Source organism: Dyella jejuensis, assembly GCF_044904675.1.
Lineage (GTDB): Bacteria > Pseudomonadota > Gammaproteobacteria > Xanthomonadales > Rhodanobacteraceae > Dyella_B > Dyella_B jejuensis.
This window is the reverse complement of sequence record NZ_JADIKJ010000005.1, coordinates 127601-146366: the sequence shown is the minus strand read 5'-3', so window position 1 is coordinate 146366 and position 18766 is coordinate 127601. Positions and strand designations below refer to the sequence as shown.

16 protein-coding genes are annotated in these 18766 nt (G+C 65.3%); 6 read left to right on the top strand and 10 right to left on the bottom strand.

Annotation, left to right across the window (positions count from 1 at the left end):
- Nucleotides 1-113: 113 nt before the first annotated feature.
- Nucleotides 114-1550 (bottom strand): DNA recombination protein RmuC, encoded by a 1437-nt coding sequence (gene rmuC / locus ISP15_RS06445; protein WP_404546263.1) that lies wholly within the window; start codon nt 1548-1550, stop codon nt 114-116.
- A gap of 105 nt (nt 1551-1655) precedes the next feature.
- On the opposite strand from rmuC, the gene ISP15_RS06440 reads away from it, so the two are divergent.
- Nucleotides 1656-2300 (top strand): Pr6Pr family membrane protein, encoded by a 645-nt coding sequence (locus ISP15_RS06440; protein WP_404546261.1) that lies wholly within the window; start codon nt 1656-1658, stop codon nt 2298-2300.
- Between the two features lie 9 nt (nt 2301-2309).
- Here ISP15_RS06440 and ISP15_RS06435 read toward each other — a convergent pair whose 3' ends face one another.
- The 4 genes from ISP15_RS06435 to ISP15_RS06420 form a co-directional block, all read right to left on the bottom strand.
- On the bottom strand, nt 2310-3482 hold the full coding sequence (locus ISP15_RS06435; RefSeq protein WP_404546260.1) for a class I SAM-dependent rRNA methyltransferase: 1173 nt from the start codon (nt 3480-3482) through the stop codon (nt 2310-2312).
- A gap of 72 nt (nt 3483-3554) precedes the next feature.
- A complete protein-coding gene (locus ISP15_RS06430; RefSeq protein WP_404546258.1) occupies nt 3555-3992 on the bottom strand; it encodes a hypothetical protein in 438 nt (145 codons plus the stop codon).
- A gap of 24 nt (nt 3993-4016) precedes the next feature.
- The gene (locus tag ISP15_RS06425; RefSeq protein ID WP_404546256.1) at nt 4017-4964 is read right to left on the bottom strand and encodes a serine/threonine protein kinase; all 948 of its coding nucleotides are present in this window, start codon (nt 4962-4964) and stop codon (nt 4017-4019) included.
- Nucleotides 4965-5015: 51 nt separating this feature from the next.
- A complete protein-coding gene (locus tag ISP15_RS06420; protein ID WP_404546254.1) occupies nt 5016-5456 on the bottom strand; it encodes a hotdog fold thioesterase in 441 nt (146 codons plus the stop codon).
- Here ISP15_RS06420 and ISP15_RS06415 point away from each other — a divergent pair.
- Complete coding sequence (locus tag ISP15_RS06415) at nt 5455-6588, top strand: 2Fe-2S iron-sulfur cluster-binding protein (protein ID WP_404546252.1); 1134 nt, start codon at nt 5455-5457, stop codon at nt 6586-6588. The genes ISP15_RS06420 and ISP15_RS06415 overlap by 2 nt on opposite strands.
- 9 nt (nt 6589-6597) lie before the next feature.
- Here the strand turns inward: ISP15_RS06415 and ISP15_RS06410 are convergent, their stop codons facing one another.
- From ISP15_RS06410 to ISP15_RS06400, 3 genes are read right to left on the bottom strand one after another with little or no spacing between them, the layout of a single operon-like run.
- A complete protein-coding gene (locus tag ISP15_RS06410; RefSeq protein ID WP_404546250.1) occupies nt 6598-7041 on the bottom strand; it encodes a rhodanese-like domain-containing protein in 444 nt (147 codons plus the stop codon).
- 52 nt (nt 7042-7093) lie between these two features.
- Nucleotides 7094-7510 (bottom strand): hypothetical protein, encoded by a 417-nt coding sequence (locus ISP15_RS06405; protein WP_404546249.1) that lies wholly within the window; start codon nt 7508-7510, stop codon nt 7094-7096.
- A 24-nt stretch (nt 7511-7534) separates the two neighbouring features.
- Nucleotides 7535-8020 (bottom strand): YiiD C-terminal domain-containing protein, encoded by a 486-nt coding sequence (locus ISP15_RS06400; RefSeq protein WP_404546247.1) that lies wholly within the window; start codon nt 8018-8020, stop codon nt 7535-7537.
- A 92-nt stretch (nt 8021-8112) separates the two neighbouring features.
- Between ISP15_RS06400 and ISP15_RS06395 the strand changes: the two genes are divergently transcribed.
- The 4 genes from ISP15_RS06395 (at nt 8113) to ISP15_RS06380 (ending at nt 15103) form a co-directional block, all read left to right on the top strand.
- Entirely contained in the window at nt 8113-8898 is a 786-nt protein-coding gene (locus tag ISP15_RS06395; RefSeq protein WP_404546245.1) for a uroporphyrinogen-III synthase, read from the top strand.
- A 147-nt stretch (nt 8899-9045) separates the two neighbouring features.
- The gene (locus ISP15_RS06390; protein WP_404546244.1) at nt 9046-10167 is read left to right on the top strand and encodes a uroporphyrinogen-III C-methyltransferase; all 1122 of its coding nucleotides are present in this window, start codon (nt 9046-9048) and stop codon (nt 10165-10167) included.
- The gene (locus ISP15_RS06385; protein WP_404546242.1) at nt 10164-11423 is read left to right on the top strand and encodes a heme biosynthesis protein HemY; all 1260 of its coding nucleotides are present in this window, start codon (nt 10164-10166) and stop codon (nt 11421-11423) included. The genes ISP15_RS06390 and ISP15_RS06385 overlap by 4 nt, the downstream gene beginning before the upstream one ends.
- Nucleotides 11424-11956: 533 nt before the next feature.
- Nucleotides 11957-15103 (top strand): autotransporter family protein, encoded by a 3147-nt coding sequence (locus ISP15_RS06380; RefSeq protein ID WP_404546240.1) that lies wholly within the window; start codon nt 11957-11959, stop codon nt 15101-15103.
- Nucleotides 15104-15173: 70 nt separating this feature from the next.
- Here the strand turns inward: ISP15_RS06380 and ISP15_RS06375 are convergent, their stop codons facing one another.
- Both ISP15_RS06375 and ISP15_RS06370 read right to left on the bottom strand, forming a co-directional pair.
- On the bottom strand, nt 15174-15866 hold the full coding sequence (locus tag ISP15_RS06375) for a response regulator (RefSeq protein ID WP_404546238.1): 693 nt from the start codon (nt 15864-15866) through the stop codon (nt 15174-15176).
- Nucleotides 15867-15939: 73 nt separating this feature from the next.
- The gene (locus ISP15_RS06370; protein WP_404546236.1) at nt 15940-18594 is read right to left on the bottom strand and encodes an ATP-binding protein; all 2655 of its coding nucleotides are present in this window, start codon (nt 18592-18594) and stop codon (nt 15940-15942) included.
- Nucleotides 18595-18766: the final 172 nt, after the last annotated feature.

The following is an 18766-nucleotide window of genomic DNA, read 5'->3' as shown; positions in this document are numbered from 1 at the left end:
TCGGTGTGCGCGCCTTCGTCTATTGCCTGGCTATCGCGCGCGCGTTTCGCCCCGCGCATGGCGCTGATCCGACGGCAGGTTTGAGGCCCGCCTATGTCGATAGGGCGTCCGGATCAGGCTTCACCCGCCTCGTCATCCGCGGCGAGCGCATCCCCCAGTAACGCCTGCGTCTGTTCGCCGGGCAGCGATTCCACATCGCGCAGCCTTCGTTCGATGGCGCGCGTGCGCACCGTGGTCGCGTCGATATGCTTGCCGGCCTCGTCCAGCTTCTTGCGCACCATTTTCATCACGTCGCCGAACTTGCCGAACTCGTTCTTTACTGCCCCCAACAGTTGCCATACTTCGCTGCTGCGCTGCTGGATCGCCAGGGTGCGGAAACCCATTTGCAGGCTGTTGAGCAGGGCCGAAAGCGTGGTAGGCCCGGCTACGGTGACGCGCTGTTCGCGCTGCAGGCTTTCGAACAGGCCGGGGCGCCGGATGATTTCGGCGTACAAGCCTTCGGTGGGCAGGAACAGGATGGCGAAATCGGTGGTGGCCGGCGGCGAGATGTATTTGGCGCGAATGGTCTTGGCTTCCTCGCGGATGCGTCGCTCCAGCGCGGTGGCAGCGCGTTCGACCGCATCGGCGTCCGCCTGTTGCTGGGCATCGAGCAGGCGTTCGTAATCCTCGCGCGGGAATTTGGCGTCTACCGGCAGCCATACCTGGCTGTCGCGATCGCCGCCGGGAAGCCGGATGGCGAATTCCACGCGCTCGTCGGAGCCCGGCACGGTAGCGATGTTGGCGGCGTATTGTTCGGGCGTGAGCATCTGGTCGAGCAGCGCGGCCAGTTGCATTTCGCCGAGGATGCCGCGCGTCTTGACGTTGCTCAGCACACGCTTGAGGTCGCCGACCCCGCTGGCCAGTGATTGCATTTCGCCCAGGCCGCGCTGTACCGCTTCGAGGCGTTCGGAGACGAGCTTGAACGATTGGCCCAGGCGGGTTTCCAGCGTGGATTGCAGTTTCTCGTCGACCGTGGCGCGCATCTGCTCCAGCTTGGTGGCGTTGTCCTGCTGGATCGCGCCGAGTTTGCTTTCCAGGGTGGCGCGTACTTCGCCCAGGCGTTTTTCGTTGCTGGCGGTGAGTTCCGTCAATCGTTGCTGCTGTTGCTCGCCCAGGCGGGTGAGGCTGGTGGCCAGTTCCTCGCGGCCGCGGCGGGCGTCTTCGGCAAGGCGCTGCGCCAGCGCCTGCATGCCGTTGTCGGTGCGCTCGGTGAGCAGTTCCAGGCGTTGGCCGAACTGGCCCAGGCGTTCCTGCTGCTGTGTGGCCGTGAGGTCGAGTTGCTCCTGGACCAGCCCGCGAAACTGCACCAGCGCCTGGGCCAGTTCGCTGCGTCCGGCGCGCTGTTCCTGCGCCAGTGCTTCGCGCAGGTGGCGGTTATCGTCCTTGAGGGCATCCAGCCGTGCGTGCAGGCCGGCATCGCCGCGGCCCCGCGACAGCGTGAATACCTGCAGGATCAGCAGGATGATGAGCAGGACAATGAGCAGGGCGAGCAGGATGTCGATCAGGGGCATGAGTGCGTTCCGCGATGATGCCGGTACAGTTTACGCGCTGGCGTATCAGTCCATGAGATTGAACCATCAACGAAAAGCCATTGGAGCCGCCGCGTGGGAGCTGCCATGAATAAGAAACATGCCGGAAGCACGCCGTTGCTGGCGCTGATCGCACTGGTCGCCTGGATCGCCGTGTTGCTGCAGCTTTATCTGTCGCTGCGTTTTGCCATCGGCAGCGGACGCACGGTGGGGCAGGGACTGGTGATGTACTTCGGTTTCTTTACCGTGCTGACCAATATGCTGGTTTGCCTCGCGGCCACATGTCCGCTGCTGGCTCCGGCATCGGCGCCCGGCCGGTTCTTCGGACGACCGGCGACGATCGGCTGGGTCGCGGCAAGCATCGCCTTCGTGGGGATCGCCTATTACATGCTGCTGCGTCACGTCTGGCAGCCACAGGGCCTGCAATGGCTGGCGGATGTGTTGCTGCATTACGTAACGCCGATCCTGTTCGTGGTCTACAGCAACCTGGCGTTGCGCGGCATCGCACTGCGCTGGACGGCGCCGTGGTGGTGGAGCATCTACCTGGCCGTGTATTTCGTTTATGTGCTGGTGCGCGGCGCGGTGATCGGCAGCTATCCGTATGGCTTTATCGACGTGTCGAAGCTGGGTTATGCCGTGGCTGTGCGCAACGGCGGCTTCCTGCTGCTGGCATTCTGGATCGTGTCGTATCTGTTGCTGTTGCTCTGGCGCGTGGGTCCCAGGCGCGCCTGACGGGAATGCTCAATCCACGCGGCAGAATACCGCCTTGAGATAGCGGCTTTCCGGCACGTCGGTGCGCACGGGATGGTCGGCGCCGGCGCCGCGCACTTCCAGCACCTGGATCGCGCGTCCCGCATTCAGCGCCACGCGCCGCAGCATTTCAAGGAACTCGGCCTCGCTCACCAGGCCGGTGCACGAACACGTCAACAACAGGCCGCCGGGCGGAATCACATCCAGCGCCAGCCGGTTCATGGCGAAATATTTCTTGAGCGCGTCCATCACTTTGTTGCGATCGCGCGTGAGCTTGGCCGGATCGAGGATGACGGCGTCATAACGCTCGCCGCGCGCGATGGCCTGGCGCAGCCATTCGAAGATATCGGCCTGCTCGAACCGCGCCGCCAGGTTGTTTGCGCTGGCATTGGCGCGTGCAATCTCCAGGATGCCGGCGTCCATGTCCACGCCGACGGCTTCGCTGGCTCCGCCCGCCATCGCATGCACGGCGAAGCCGCCGGCGTTGCAGCACAGGTCCAGCACGCGGTGGCCGCGCGCCAGTTCGGCGAAGCGCCGGCGGTTGTCGCGCTGGTCAGCGAAGAAACCGGTTTTGTGGCCATAGCCCGGCGCGGCATGGAAGCGCAGGCCGTGCTCGTGCACTTCCACCGGTGTCGGCGCTTCCATCGCGCGGCAGTCGAACGACTCCTGTTTCTGCACGTGGCTTTCGGCGAACCAGTACAGCCGCGCGCCCGGAAACTGCCGCAGCAGCGCGGCGTGGATGGCGTCGCGGAATTTCCACATGCCGGCGGCGAAGTATTCGATCACCAGGATGTCGGCGTAGCGATCCACGATCAAGCCGGACAAGCCGTCGCCTTCGCTGTGCACCACGCGCCAGGCGTCGGTCACGCGGTCCAGTTGCAGCAGTTCGCGGCGCAGCGTCACGGCGCGGTCGATGCGCGCGGCGATCCACTCCGCATGGATCGCCGCGCTGGCATCCGTGGTGAGCAGGCGCAGCGCGATGCGCGCGTGCCCGTTCCAGAATCCGCGTCCGACGAAGCGGTCTTTCGCATCGAGCACGTCGACCACGCTGCCCGGCGGGAGCCGGGTATCGGGCTTGTGGACCTGCGCCGACCAGACCCAGGGATGGCCGGGCGTGCGGTCGGATTTGAGGCGGATGACGGGCAATTCGGCGGGGCTGTTCATCCGCCTATGATAGCCGGGAGTGCGCGCGGGACTTCACCGCGCCAGGGGCAAGCGCGCAGGCCGTGCGTGACCTCAACGCAACTTCAGCACCAGCCACGACAGCAACGCCAGCACATTCACGCCCAGCCGCGACACCGCCGGACCGGCGAAAGCGAGCCGGAAATTCTGGCTGCCGAACTGCCAGCTCAGCTCCGGCCGGGTGGGCAGGTGCACGGCGGCGAACAGGTCGATGCAGGCGCCGGAATGCATGGCGTAGCTGAAGATCGGCGTGGCGATCAATGGCAACTGCAGCAGTTGCGCCACGCTGGAGAAACGCACGCCGCGCTCGCTGTTTTCCAGCAATAGCACGCCGGCCACCAGCACGAACGCATAGAACGCGAACGCGATCAGCCCGATCGCCGCCGTGCGCAGCGGACCGAACGCCAGCAGGCGCGGCAACAGCGTCGCCATGCCGTAGAAGCCGCCGGCCACTTCCAGGATACCGATCAGGCGAAACAGGATCTGACGCATTCACTACTCCATCCAAAAGCGAAATTATTCGAGTTCATCCGCCTGCTCGTGCAGGTCGGCGATGTGCTGTTCCCACCAGCGCGGTTCGGCGGCGAACGGGAACGCGGCGGGAAACGCCGGATCGTGCCAGCGCGACGCGATCCAGCCGGCATAATGCACTTGCCGCATGGCGCGCAGGGCGGGTACCAGCGCAAGTTCCGCGTGATCGAAGTCACGCATCGAAACATACCCGTCGAGCAGCGCCTGCATGGCGCCTTCATCGTGGGCCAGCATCCATAGATCCTGCACCGCCGGTCCCATGCGCGCGTCGTCGAGGTCGACGAAATGCGGGCCGGCGTCGGTCCACAGCACGTTGCCCGGATGGCAGTCGCCATGCAGGCGCAGCGTGCGCACGGTGCCGACGGCCTCGAAACGCGCCGCGACCTGGCGATTGACACGTTCGACGGCCTGGCGGTAGCGGTCATGCAGCGAGGCAGACAGCAGGTTCGAGGCGAGTACCGCGTGCATGGGCTGCATGATCAAAGTCTCGCGGTCGATCCGTCCACGATGGACGAACGCCGCACGTGCGCCGACGCCATGCATGCGTGCGATCAGCCGGCCCAGCCATGCCAGTTGCTCGGCCGATTCGAGCATGGGCGCGCGGCCGCCGTGCCGGGGCGACAAGGCGTAGCGATAACCGTCGTGGTGCAGCAAGCTGCGCCCGGCGAAGCTGAGCGGCGCCACCACCGGCAGCTCGGCGTCGGCGAGTTCCTGCGCGAAGGCGTGCTCCTCCAAAATGGCCGCGTCGCTCCAGCGGCCAGGACGATAGAACTTCGCGATGACCGGCGCGGCCTCTTCCAGGCCGACCTGCCAGACCCGGTTCTCGTAGCTGTTCAGGGCCAGCAGCCGGCCATCCGGCCAGTAGCCGCAGGCGGTGATCGCATCCAGTACCAGGTCCGGAGTGAGGCGGGCGTAGGGCGTTTCGTCAGACACGCAGGCCGCTCGCGATCCGCGGAGGAAGGGGCAGCGGAAGGCCGATGCGCATCAACGCGCGCCTGCCGCTGCCGCCGGCACGACCGCCATGGTCAGGCGCGACATGCACACCAGCTTGCCGCCCTCGTCTTCGATGCGGATCTCCCAGACCTGGGTCGAGCGGCCGATATGCAGCGCTCGTGCGGTGCCGGTGACGCTGCCGCTGGTTACGCCGCGGACGTGATTGGCATTGATGTCCAGGCCTACCGCGCGTTCCTTTTCCGGATCGAGCGTCAGCATGGCCGCGCTGCTGCCCAGGGTTTCGGCCAACGCCACCGACGCGCCGCCGTGCAACAGGCCATACGGCTGATGGGTGCGGCGATCCACCGGCATCGTGCCCTGCAGCCAATCGTCGCCGACCGCGGTCATGCGGATGCCGAGGGCCTCCATCAGGGTGTTGGCGCTCCAGCTGTTGAGGCGGTCGAGGTCGGTGCTCTGCTTCCAGATGCGCATGCGTGTTGATACTCGTGCGGGGAGCCCGCATTGTCCGCTTACCGCCACCGCGGCGACAATGCATCCCGTGTATACCGTCACCCTCAAGCATTCCGGCCGCCGTTTCGCGGTGCTGCCGGGCGAAACCGTGCTGGAAGCCGCCCAGCGCGCCGGCATCGCCTTGCCGTATTCCTGCCGCGCCGGGGTATGCGGCAGTTGCAAGGCTACCTTGCTTGAGGGCCGCTGCGACTACCCGCGCAACCCGCCCACCGCGCTGGACGTCAACGATCGCGTGCATCATGCCGTGCTGCTGTGCCAGGCCGTGCCGGCCAGCGACCTGCTGCTGGAAGCACGCGAGGTCACCTCGGTAGAAGATGTGACCCGTCGTCAACTGGCGGTACAGGTGCGTCGCAAATGGCAGCTCGCGCCGGACGTGATCGGCCTGCAACTGCAACCTGCGCCAGGCGAACTGCGCTTGAACTGGCTGCCGGGCCAATACCTCGACGTACTGCTGGATGAAGACCGGCGGCGCCCCTTCTCCATCGCCAATGGCCCGCAGGCGGATGGCGCCATCGAACTGCATGTGCGCCACGTGGCGGGCGGCGGCTTCACCTCATGGGTCAGTGACGTATTGCAGGAAGGCGACACGCTGCGCATCGAAGCGCCGCTCGGTACCTTCGTGCCGCGCGAGGATTCGGAGCGTCCGATGGTGTTCATGGCGGGCGGCACCGGTTTCGCGCCGGTGAAGGCGATCCTCGAACATTTCCTGGTACTGGGTACGCGCCGCGCGATCGATGTTTATTGGGGCGCGCGCAATGCGGCGGATCTTTATCTGCATGCGCTCGCCGAACAATGGGCGGCAATGGCGCACAACCTGCGTTTCCACGCCGTGCTGTCCGATCCGGAACAGGCGCGCCACGCCGGCATGCGCGCGGGGCTGGTACACGAGGCGGTGCTGGAAGACCATCCCGATCTCCGTGGCCACGACGTCTATATGAGCGGGCCGCCAGCGATGATCGATGCCGGGCGCAAGCTCTTCATCGAGGCCGGCCTGCCGGAAGACCGGCTCTATTACGATTCGTTCGATTACGCGCCGGATGTATTGGCACAGATCCTCGCCGGACGGGCAGGCATCAAGATGACGGCCGGGTAAGGGCCAACTTCAGTTTTTGCCCTTCGCCACCGGCAGTTGCGCCTGCTGCCAGGCCAGTACGCCACCGCCGAGCGTGTAGACGCGGGTGAAGCCGGCCTTGATAAGGCGCTGGGCGGCCTTGTCCGAATTGCGGCCATCCTTGTCCATCACCACCACCGGCAATTCGCGCGCCTTGGCCAGTTCCTTGCTCTCCGGATCGAACTGGCTCATCGCCACGTGCCTGGCACCCGGCACGTGCATCTTCTCGAAATCGGCGATGGCGGACAGGTCGACCAACAGCGGATTGTCGCGATTGATCAGCTGGGTCAGGCCGGCCGGGGACAGTTCCTGGTACTTGCGCAGCCATACCATCAACTGGGTGACGATCAGTGCGACCACCAACGCCACGAACAGCAGGGACAACGCCAGATGGTTGCCCGCGAACTGGGGCAGCTTGTGCAGGAAATCGTTCATGAATAGGCCAGGTCGACGGCAGGCAAACGCCGATTATACGGGAGGGACCGGCTCAATCGGCCGGTGCGATATCCGGTATCCCGCTCTCCAGCCACCAATGATTGGTCTGCGGGTCGTACTTCCATAATTGATGGTCGACGACGGTGCGCACGGACTGGGTGTGGACGTTGGTCAGGCTGAGCTGCACCACTTGGCGCACCTGGTTCTCGCCCGCCGGTACCGGGCCGTTGCCGTCGTCGTAGTCGCTGACCTGCACCTGCTTGAACCGCTGGCGGTCCAGGTCCGTCAGCGGATGGGCCGCGCGCACCTTGGGATCGACGAATTGCTCAGCCGCCTCGAAACCGTCCCAGCGCATGGCGTTGGCATAGGCGAGCATGGTGCGGTCGAGCGCGTCGCTGCGCTTGTCAGTGGCGCAGCCGGACAACAGCAACACGCTCGACAACAGAATCGAACCGGCAATACGGCGCATAGGACGTGCTCCCCTCAGGAATCCTTATTCTGCCGCAGCGGCGCGGCGCTTGGCCACGAACTGTGCCGCAAGCGTGGCGGCCGGCTTGCCTGTTTCGCCGGGCACTTGGCAGCTGACCTCGATACGGGCGCGGCCGCGGGCGGCCAGGGTGGCGAAAAAGGTCGTCCAGTTCGCGCCTTCGGCCGCTTGCGCCTCAGCCTGGAAATCGCTCCACACCGGACTGAGGTAGCGCACGGTGGATTCGCCGACGTACACATCGCAATCCTCGCCGCGCTGACGTAGCGCCAGTTCGACCAGGCCCCAGCCGGCCAGGGTCATCAGGCTGGTGAGGCTGCCACCGAACGCGCAGCCTTTGTCGTTGATGTTCGGCGCCAGCGGGCAGCGCAGCAGCAGCCGCTCACCGTCGTAACTGTCCAGTTCGAGCGCCATGGCGCGCGCCAGGGGAATGCCATCGTGAATGAATGCCACCAGGGTTTGCGCGGCGGCGTCGGGTGTGTCGATCGAGTTCATTGCGTGGGGAAGAAGAGCCAGAAAACGGGGACCACAGTCTAGAGGCTACACTGTCGATTCGATGAAGCTGGACCGTTCCGGTGGACACTGGCGTGCGCGCGCATTCATCACAATCCGATGCACTGGCCGGTTGCGCGATCGTGATCACGCGCCCGGCCGGGACGGGCGCGTCGCTCGCGCGCCGGATCCGTGCGCTAGGCGCGATACCCGTGATGTTGCCGGGGTTATCCCTGCGGCCCGCGCTTGATCCGGTGCTGGCGCGCGAGCAATGGCGCAAGGCGCAGCATGACGATGTGCTGGTCTTCACCAGCCCGGCCGCCGTGCGCTACGCATTGGCGCTGCATGCCTGCCACACCCGGGCCACGGTGATCGCCACGGGGCAGGGTACCGCCAGCGCATTGCGCCGGCATGGCATCCAGGCGCAGGTTCCATCGTTGCGGCAGGACAGCGAAGGCATCCTGGCGCTGTCGTCGTTGCAGCCGTTGCAAGGCAGGCGTGTTGCGCTGGTGACCGCGCCAGAGGGACGCGGCCTGTTACAGCAACAACTGGCAGAACGTGGCGCCAGTTTGCGCGAGGTACATGTCTACCGCCGTGGTCCGCCACGGCTTGACCGGCGCCACGTGCAAACCGTATCGGCGTTGCCGGAGCGAACCTGCGTCTTGCTTTCCAGCGCACAGGCGATGAAAAACCTGATGGAACGGCTGCCAGCCACGGCATGGCGACGGCTGTGCCGCGCCGACGCCATCGCCAGCAGCGAGCGGATCGCGGCGCTGGCGGACGAGATGGGATTTTCGCGACGGCGAGTGGCAGCCTCGGCGGGACCCGATGATCTGCTGGCGGCGGCCTGCGAGAGCCTGTCGAACGACCCTGCGGATTAGCCCGCAGCTCGGGTATTGGCGTCCTCGCTGCATGCAAGGCAAGCGCCTTGCGCAGGGCGGCGCGCAGGCGCGGGAAATCCCGAGCCGCGCGCCATCCATTCACACGCATGCCACGAAGCCTGCCGTCCAGGCTGTTAGCATGCGCGCATGAGCCAGGACGACCTCACTCCCGAACGCAGCGCGCCCATCATGGGTGCATCTTCCGATACCCCGCGCGCCGGCCGTCCGGCACCGCCACCGCGCCCGGCAGGCGGTGCCTTGGCGCTGGCCTTGCTGCTGGCGCTGCTCGCCATCGTCGGCGTGGGCTATATCGCCTGGCGGCAGTGGAAGCTCATGCACATCGATGCCGCCGCATTGCGCAGCACCGCCACGCTGGAGCAGCGCGTTACCGGCATGGATCGCACGCTTTCCGCCACCACCAGCCAGGGCGGCCTGCTGGCGCAACGCCTCACCGATGCCGAGCAGGTGAATCGCTCGCTGCGCGATGAACTGTTGTCACAAGACCAACGCATGCGCGACCTGGAGGACGCGGTTGGCCGCCTGTCCGAAAAGACGCTCTCCGGGCAGGACGCCATGCGCCTGGACGAGACCGAATCGCTGCTGCGCATGGGCGCCGAGCGCTACACCTTGTTCCATGATGCGCAAGGCGCAGCGCAGGCTTTCGCGCTGGCTGGACAAACGTTGGCGGGCGTCAACGACAGCGCCTTCAACGACGTGCGCCAGAGCATCGACGCTGAGCACGAAGCGTTGCTGAAAAGTCAGCCGACGCAGCGCGAACCGATGCTCGATAGCGTGGTGCAACTGCGCAACGACCTGCCCGACCTGCCGCTCAAGCCGCTGGACGAACCGGCCACGACGGAAAGCTCCGGCGCCTGGGCGCGCATCCGGCGCGCGTTGTACAGCGTGATCCAGATCCAGCGCGACAACGGCGCGCCAGTGGACATCGCCGACGCCCGCATCGCACGCGAAATGGTCGCGCTCGACCTGGCCCAGGCGCAGGCCGCATTGATCGCGTGGGACGATAACGCCTGCGCCGCGGCACTCAAGCGCGCGGACGCGGGCCTTGCCGCGCAGTTCGACCCGCAATCGCCGTCCGTGCAACAGGCGCGCGAGCGCATCGTCGCCTTGGGCAACCAGCTCAAGCCGACCGCGCCGGTGAAACTGGGTGCGGCATTGGCCGAATTGCGCAGCCTGCGCGCCGTGCATGCACTCAAGCCCGACGCCGCGCCGGCCGCTCCTGCCGCAGCGTCGAGCGGGACCAAGCCATGAAATTGTGGCGATGGATTCTCGCGCTGGTGATCGTTGCCGCGGTTGCGGCGTTCGGCTGGCACTGGGTGGCCGAGGACCCCGGCTACGTGCTGGTGCGCTTCCGTGGCGTCACCGCACAGACCAGCCTGCTGGCCGCCGTCGTGCTGTTGCTGCTGGCGTGGGCGCTGCTCATCGTGCTATGGCGCGCGTTGCGTTGGCCGTTCGGCGCGTTTTCCCGCCGGCATCGCCGTGTGAGCCAGCAGCGCCTTGGCGAAGGGCTGGTCGCGTTGATGGAAGGCCGGCATGGCGATGCCGAGCGCGATCTGCATCGCGCATCGCGCCTGAAGACCTTGCGCGGTCCCGCCCTGCTGGCCGCTGCCGAGGCAGCTTCGCGGCGTGGCGAACATGGCCGCGCACTGGAAGCACTGGATGAGGCTGCACAGGTGGCGCCGCGTGCCGCACGGGTATTGCGTGCCCGCGTGTTGCGCCGCGATGGCAAGCCGGCCGAAGCGCTGGCGCTGCTCGCCCCTGAAGCCGATAGCGGCAACCTGAGTCCGGGCGGCTGGCGCGAATACGCACTCGCCGCGCTGGCCAGCGGCGATACGCGCCGCGCCCGCGCCGCGCTCGAACCGTTACAGAAAAGCGGCGTGATGGGCGCGCGTGCTTACACCGCACTCGAAACACAGATACTGGTCGCCAGCATCCAGGCCGCCGGCGATGGCGCCGTGCTCAACACCTTGTGGCCGCAACTGCCTAAGGCACAGCGCCGTGCGCCCGCCGTGATCGATGCCTATGCGCGCAAGGCCGCCAGCTACGGACTGGTGCTGCCGGCCATGGACGAAGTGGAATCGGCGCTGCGCCGCGAGTGGTCCTCGCCACTGGTGGAAACCTATGGCGCCCTGACCGGTGGCGATCCGGAGGCGCGTCTGCGCCGCGCCGAAGGCTGGCTCGAAGCGCATCCCAACGATCCCGGCCTGCTGCTTGCGCTCGGCCGCATCTGCGTGCGAATGAGTTTGTGGGGCAAGGCACGCACCTATCTGGAACGCTCGCTAGCCTTGGCGCCCAGCGCGAATGCGTGGGAAGCGCTGGGCGATGCGTACGCCGGCCCAGGCGATGCCGCGCTCGCGCAGCGTTGTTATCGCAACGCCATGGCGTTGGCGCGCGGCGACAGCACTGAACCGTTGCCCATCGCGCCGATCGTCGGCGGCCGCCTCGATACGCGGCCGGTCGCGATCGAGGAGCGCGACGAACATGGCGTGCCGCGCCTGCGGCCATGACTTTCGCGATAAATCGGAACTTGCGGTATTCGCATCCTGCGATTCATTGCCGTGCTTTTTACCGTAATGGTGGATCTCCCTCCTGAGCGGGCCGCGAAGGTGAGTAGCGGTGGACGCGCGCGTCGAATCCTCGTTCGCGCAAGCTCCGAAACCTTACCTCGTTCCTCAGGGCAGGGAAGCGTCACGTTCGAGCCGTAGCCAAGTGGGATGCGCGCGCAAAAAGCGCCGTATGGCAGCGGGCGGCGTGTGCATGGCGTGATGTTTTTCCGGCGCCGATCCGTTTGGCGGGCGTGGCCGGATGAGCTTTGGATTTCGGCCAAGTCTGATATCTGGCCCTTGTTGCTCCTTCTACATTCGTCCAGCCACTTTTTTGAAGTGGCTCAGTGGCGTGCGCGGAGCAACAAGACAGGGACGTCTCACAATGAAGGCGAGTCGAGATATGCGCGATACGCCATCGATTCCCGACACGTCCACCCGTCCATGCTTTGCCCGTGCGCCAACGTTGATGCGTTCCTTTGCTATGGATGCGACCGATGATTGGACGACACGAATATTCTTTTACCCGGGGCCGTGTGCTCAGCCTGGCGATTGCCAGCGCATACCTGTTGCCGGCGGCTGTGCGGGCTGACAATCCGCAGGTTGCCGACGGCACGTCTGTGAACTTGTCTGCAGGCAACTATGCGACCAGTGCAGATGGCGGAACCGTGCTGTTCGCACAGCATGGCGGCGCCATCACCGCCGATGGTCCCGTCAATCTGTCCAGCACAGGGGCGACCGCCTATGGTGCACTTGCCATGGGCGAGGGAAGCAGCATGGCGCTTACCGGTGGCGTATTCAGTACGCAGGGCAGCAATAGCCATGCCTTGTATGCATACGCTGGCGGTAGCCTGTCGGCCGCCGGCGATCCCGGCTATTCCAATCTGGTAATCACGACGACCGGACAGGGAGCCTACGGCGTATTCGGTGCAGGCAACGCAACGCTCAAGCTGGATCATGCATCCATCTCAACGCTCGGCGCTATCGCCATGGGAGCCAGCATCGGTGGCAGCATGCTTGATTTTTCGCATGGAAGTATCATTACAGGCGGTGACAGCGCCTTCGGTATCCAGGCGTCTTACAATGCCAAGCTGCATGTCGCCGACGTTACAGCGATCACCCTCGGATATAGAGCCGATGCCGTCAATCTCGATGCATCCGCGGCCATGATAGAAGACAGCGCGCTCACGACCAGCGGTGAATCGGGTACTGGTCTGTATATGGTGAACAACGCCGCCGCCGATGTCGCCAACACTATCATCCACACGAATGGCGAAGGCAGTGAGGGCATCGTCTTCGACCGCGGAAGCAAGATGCTTCGGCTGAGGCAGGTCGATGTGGTCACGCAAGGTGGAAACGCCAACGCCATCACGGCCATCAACGGCGGCAAGATCGACGCAGCCGGGTTCAGTCTCCAAACCTCGGGCGAGCATGCGCAGGGCGTGGAAAATCATGGTGCCGACATCACGATGCGTGGCGGCTCCATCGAAACTCTCGGGCACGACGCATACGCGCTCTATGCGGCGAACGATTACCCGGCCGGTGCCAGCATCAGTACGGATGATGTCGAGATACGCACCGATGGCGACGGATCGCATGGCGCGGTGTCATGGAATGGCGCCACCTTGTCGCTTGCCCAGAGCGGCATAACGACCAAGGGAGAGGAGGCCGTCGGCGTCATTGTCAATCATGGCGGAACGAACCATGGCGGCTCGGCCTCGCTGCTCCGTTCCGATGTACATACCGAAGGCGCGCGGTCCTGGGCCGCCTATGTCAGGGGAGCAGGAGCCGAGTTGGACATTGATGGCAGCTCGCTGGTCTCCGATCAATTTGGTGCCCTGTTTGCATCCGGGGCGGCAAGGATCCGCGCTTCCAGCCAAGCATACGTGCGTGGCGGCAATGGCCTGCTGTTAGGTATCGACAGTGAGACGAAGGATCTCGTGCAATTCGATGTGCGGGATAGTTCGGTCGAAGGCGACATTCGTTGGACCGACCCGGCCGGTATGCTTCAAGTCGTGGAAGGTCCCGCCATGGCCGATGCCACGCTGGATCAGGAGGCGTACTGGACAGGCGCCACGGATGCGGTTCGCGACCTGACCGTAGCGAATAACAGCCTATGGACCATGACTGGCGATTCCACGGTCGGCGAAGCGCATCTCGATCAAGGCACCATCGCTTTTTCCTCTCCCTCGGCAGGCGGCTACAAGACGCTGAAGATTCTTGGCAACTTTGGTGGCAGCGGGGGCGTGATCGCGATGAATACATGGGCGAACGAAGGCGGCTCGCTGGCGAACCAGCAGACCGACCGCCTGCTGATCGAGGGCGACGTCACCACTACGGGAACGACTTACCTGCACATCACGCCACAGGGCGGTGGCGCGCTGACCGACAACAACCGGAACGGCGTGGTCGATGCTTCCGAAGGCGTATCGTTGGTACAGGTGGCGGGTCATTCGCGTGCCGGCGCGTTTGCGCTGCAAGGCGGCTACCTGGCGGTAGGCCCTTGGCAATATACCTTGCATGCCTTTGGACCCGGCGACGCCGCAGTCGACCAAAAAGCCCTTGCGTCCGACGCTTTGCATTGGGATTACCGCCTCGGCAATGAATATGTAAGCGATCAAGGTGGCCCGGGCCCGGACGATGGCGGTGTTACCGAGGCGGGCGGCATCGACCCGGATAAGCGTCCGGCGCTGGTGCCGCAGTTGCCTTCCTACCTGATCGCGCCGACTGCGTTATTGCATTACGGTGCGCAGCTTACCGATACCTTGTACCAGCGGTTGGGAGAAATCCGCCTTCTGCCCATTGGCGATGGGGTCGCTGGCGAGGTGTTCGCCCGCTATGTCGGCAGCCAGCAACGCTACCGGTCGGATAAATCGTTCGTGGACGACGGGTTTGATTTCGACCAACGCAGCAATGCATTGCAGGTCGGCGGCAGCCTGGTGGGCTGGACGGGTGACCATTCCAGCTTGCGTACTGGCTGGGCGTTGGACAAGGGCAGCACCCATATCCGTCCAAGGGCGGCCGACGGTGACAGCACTACCGATTACACTGCCTACGGTTTTTCCGGATGGCTGACCTGGCAACAGGAAAATGGCTTCTACGCGGACGCAGTCATTGGCAACGAGCGCTACAGCGGCAAAGTCAATGTCGCGGCGCGCGGTTATGAAGCCACGGTACGAGCGCATGGCTGGATTGCATCGCTGGAAACAGGTTATCCGTTCCATCTTGGCCGCGGCTGGTCGATCGAACCGCAGGCGCAGTTGAGCTACCAGTCGCTGCGTTTCCAGAATATCCTGGACAATGATGGCTTGTTGACGCAGATCGCTCAGGTCGGGCAAACCACGAGCCGTCTCGGCGTCCGCCTTGCCAAGACCGACAATGCTTTGTTATCACCGTATATGCGCATTGACATGATCGATACGGTCGGCGGACGTGCGCAGGTCACGACAGCAAGCAAAGCGTGGAACGTCAGCCATACGTTCACGGGTGGCCGTGCCGGTGCGCAATATCGCGTCGGCGCAGGTCTTTCCAGCCAGCTGGCGCGGCACGTCGCGCTTTATGGTGAGGCGGATTACCTGGGCGACCTGGCTAGCCATGGCTTTAGCGGCTGGACGATGAATGCCGGCTTGCGCGTCGATTTTTGAACCTTGACGGCAGCATGCGCCGCTCCTGCAATAAGGAGCGGCGCAACAATCAGCTGAGCGCGCGAATACATCATTTACTCGGCAGGAACCGGTAACCCACGCCGGGTTCAGTCTTCAACCAACGCGGCGCGGCCGGATCGTCTCCCAGTTTCTGGCGCAACTTGCCGAGCACCACGCGCAGATAATGCGTGTCCTGCACATGCGTGCCGCCCCAGATCTCGCGCAGCAATTGCTGCTGGCTCACCACCCGCCCGGCGTGCCGCACCAGCATGGCGAGCACGGCGTATTCCTTGCGGGTGAGCGCGAGCGGGCGGCCGTCCAGGCACACTTCGCGCAAGCCGAGATCGATGCACAGGTGTGCGTCCTCATAACGCGGCGCTGCCTCGGCGCCGGCCACCCGGTTACGCAGCAGCGCACGCAGGCGCGCCATCAGCTCCTGGATGCCGAACGGCTTGGTCATGTAATCGTTGGCGCCGCCATCGAGCGCTTTGACCTTTTCCTGCTCCGCATCGCGCACGGACAACATCAGCACCGGTACCTGCGTCCATTGGCGCAGTTCGGCCAGCACCGCGTGGCCCTCGCGGTCGGGCAAGCCGATATCCAGCACTACCACATCCGGATCGCGCGTGGCGGCGAGGGCAAGGCCTTCCGCGCCATTGGTGGCAAGCAGCACCTCATAGCCTTCGGCGCGCAGGCCGATGTCGAGAAACTTGCGAATCTGCGCCTCGTCGTCGACGACCAGCACGCGCGGATGGGCGGTCATGGCGCCAGCGCCTCCACGTCGCGGTTCAGGCGCCGCGCATCCGTCGGCTGGAACAGGTCGATGGCATCCATCATCACGTCGGCGGCGTCGGTAGCGGCAGGCAGATGCGGATGGTGGTACCGGCGCCGTCGCCGGGCAAGGCCTCCACGCTGCCGCCGTGCGCGCCGATCATGCCGCGGCAGATCGCCAGCCCCAGGCCGGTGCCTTGCGGGGCGCGATCGCCGCGCGCGACCGAATAGAACATATCGAAGATGCGCGCGCGCTCTTCCTCGGGAATGCCTGGGCCGCGATCGATTACCTCGATGAACAGGCGCCCGTGCGCCACCCGCACGATCACGCGCACGGCCTCGCCGGGCGGCGAGAAGCGCGCGGCGTTTTCGAGGATATTGAACAGCGCCTGCTCGATCAGCGCGGGGTGCACGAACAGCAATACCGTTTCATCCGGCAACGTGGTGTCCACGCGCAAGGCCGGAAACAGCTTGCCCAATCGCGCAATGGCGCAGGCGGTGATTTCGGCGGCGTCGGTCCAGTCGCGATTGAGCTTGAGCGTGCCGTGGCCGAGCCGGGTCATGTCGAGCAGGTTCTGGATATAACGATCGAGGCGCTGGCCTTCGCCCAGGATGGCATCCAGCAGTTCCTGGCGTTCGGTGGCGGGCAGTTGCGGCCAATAGCTGGAGAGCGTGCCCGCCGAACCGATCATCGAAGCCAGCGGCGAGCGCAGGTCGTGCGACACGGAAGAGAGCAATGCATTGCGCAAGCGTTCGGTTTCGCCCTGTACGCGCGCGCCTTCCAGTTCGGACGCCAGCCGCGCACGTTCCAAGGCCTGGCCGATATCCTGCACCATCGCCAGGGCCAGGCTGCGCCGCTCGGTATCCGGCGCCTGGCTGTTGCCGAAATGCAACGCCGCCACGCCGAGCCGATGATCGTCATGGCCCAATGGCAACATCCAGCAGTGCGCGGCGTTGAGCGTGTCGGTGAAGCGACCGGCCGGTTCGGCATGCCGCTCGCACCATTCGGCGGCCGCCATGTCCTGGGTCGTCAAGGCCAAAGCAGGTAAACTGCTGGCACATACCTGCAAGCGGTGCTCGATGTCGCGCGAAAGGATCGCGGCCTCGCATCGCAAGCCATGCGCCAGTCCGGCCGCGCCCACCTCACGCACGCCCTGCGCATCGGCGCTGGTCGCCAGCCGCTGGCCGAGGGTCAGCAGCGCGCGCGAGTAATCGTGCGCCGCGCGCAGCGATTCCACCTGCGAGGCCAGACGTGTCGCCAGCCGGCTGCAGATCAATGCCGCCAGCAGGAACAATGTCACGGCGAGCACGTCGTCCGGATTGGAAATAGCCAACGTGTAGCGTGGCGGCGCGAAGAAAAAGTTGTAGCCGACGAAGCACAGGATGGCGGTATAGACCGCCACGGTCATGCGTGTGCGCACGGCGACCGCCATCACCGCCGTAAGGAAAATCAGCGCCAGGTTGGCTACCGACAGATAACGATCGGCAACAAAAGCCAGCGCGATCGCGACGGCAGTCACGATGGTGGCGAAGCTGTATTCGTCACGCCGTCCCTGCGCCGGCATCAGGCGCAGCCGGCGCCGCGCGCGCACGCGCTCGGCCGGGGTGGCGATGATGGTCAGCTCGAGATGGGCGCCGCGACGCAACAGCCGCTGGGTCAGCGAGTAGCCGATCATGCGCGCCAGCGGGCGCTCGCGCGTGCGGCCGATGATGATCTGGCCGACGCCTTCGCGGTCGGCATGCACCAGCAGTTCGTCGACCACGGTGTGGCCGCGCAGCACCATGGCGTCGCCGCCAAGCCGGCGTGCCAGGCGCATGGCCAGGTCGACACGCTCGCGCCGCGCGGGATCCAGCGCAATGCCGGTATCGACGAAGACCACGCTCCACGGCGCACCGCGCCGTTCCGCGATGCGGCGGGCCACGCGCACCAGGTATTCGCTTTGCCCGTAGCCATCGATGGCCGCCATCACGCGCCGCCGCACCGGCATCGCGCCGCCGCGGGCGAGCATATGCTCGCGCAGGTCGCTGTCGACGCGGCCGGCGATCGTATCCACCGCCAGTTCGCGCAACGCGGCCAGATGGGTGGGCGAGAAAAAGGCGTCCAGCGCCGCGGCAGCCGTTTCCGGCACGTAGACCTTGCCCTGGCGCAGGCGCTCGATCAGTTCGCGTGGCGGCAGGTCCACCAGCACGATGTCGCGCGCGCGATCGAGGAAAGCATCCGGCACCGTTTCGCGCACGGTAATGCCGGTGATGCGCCGCACCTGGTCATTGAGGCTTTCCAGATGCTGCACATTGAGCGCGGTATACACCTCGATACCGGCATCGATCAGTTCGGCGATATCCTGCCAGCGGCGTTCATGGCGGCTGCCGGGAACGTTGCGATGCGCCAGTTCGTCGACCAGCAGCACCGCCGGCCGGCGCGCGAGTGCGCCATCGACATCGAACTCGGTGAATTCGCGGCCCTGGTGCGAAAGCGTGAGCCGCGGCAGCATTTCCAACCCTTCCAGCAACGCGGCGGTTTCAGCGCGGCCATGGGTTTCGGCCAACCCCACCACGACATCCACGCCCTGCCGTTTCAACTCGCGTGCGGCGGAAAGCATGGCGTAGGTCTTGCCGACACCGGGTGCGGCGCCCAGGAAAATCTTCAGGCGCTGGTTGCTTTCTTCCTGCACGGCATCGAGCAGGGCATCGGCGCGCGCGTTGCGGGAAGGTTCGGTCATGGTTTGCATCTTAGCGCCTTCTTCCCGGGGGAGAAGACGCTGACGGCAGCGCCTGTCGTGATCCGCGCTCTTCTTGAATGAAAAAGAGGAGGCGCGCAACCTTCGAGGTTGCCAACTGCAACATGATGCAGCTTCGTCGCACGATGGTTCTGCATGCCGACGTCCTTCAAGG

Coding starts and splice junctions, on each gene's coding strand:
- rmuC (WP_404546263.1), bottom strand. CDS start 1,550: ATGCCCCTGATCGACATCCTGCTCGCCCTGCTCATTGTCCTGCTCATC.
- ISP15_RS06440 (WP_404546261.1), top strand. CDS start 1,656: ATGAATAAGAAACATGCCGGAAGCACGCCGTTGCTGGCGCTGATCGCA.
- ISP15_RS06435 (WP_404546260.1), bottom strand. CDS start 3,482: ATGAACAGCCCCGCCGAATTGCCCGTCATCCGCCTCAAATCCGACCGC.
- ISP15_RS06430 (WP_404546258.1), bottom strand. CDS start 3,992: ATGCGTCAGATCCTGTTTCGCCTGATCGGTATCCTGGAAGTGGCCGGC.
- ISP15_RS06415 (WP_404546252.1), top strand. CDS start 5,455: ATGCGTGTTGATACTCGTGCGGGGAGCCCGCATTGTCCGCTTACCGCC.
- ISP15_RS06420 (WP_404546254.1), bottom strand. CDS start 5,456: ATGCGCATCTGGAAGCAGAGCACCGACCTCGACCGCCTCAACAGCTGG.
- ISP15_RS06410 (WP_404546250.1), bottom strand. CDS start 7,041: ATGAACGATTTCCTGCACAAGCTGCCCCAGTTCGCGGGCAACCATCTG.
- ISP15_RS06405 (WP_404546249.1), bottom strand. CDS start 7,510: ATGCGCCGTATTGCCGGTTCGATTCTGTTGTCGAGCGTGTTGCTGTTG.
- ISP15_RS06400 (WP_404546247.1), bottom strand. CDS start 8,020: ATGAACTCGATCGACACACCCGACGCCGCCGCGCAAACCCTGGTGGCA.
- ISP15_RS06390 (WP_404546244.1), top strand. CDS start 9,046: ATGAGCCAGGACGACCTCACTCCCGAACGCAGCGCGCCCATCATGGGT.
- ISP15_RS06385 (WP_404546242.1), top strand. CDS start 10,164: ATGAAATTGTGGCGATGGATTCTCGCGCTGGTGATCGTTGCCGCGGTT.
- ISP15_RS06380 (WP_404546240.1), top strand. CDS start 11,957: ATGATTGGACGACACGAATATTCTTTTACCCGGGGCCGTGTGCTCAGC.
- ISP15_RS06375 (WP_404546238.1), bottom strand. CDS start 15,866: ATGACCGCCCATCCGCGCGTGCTGGTCGTCGACGACGAGGCGCAGATT.
- ISP15_RS06370 (WP_404546236.1), bottom strand. CDS start 18,594: ATGACCGAACCTTCCCGCAACGCGCGCGCCGATGCCCTGCTCGATGCC.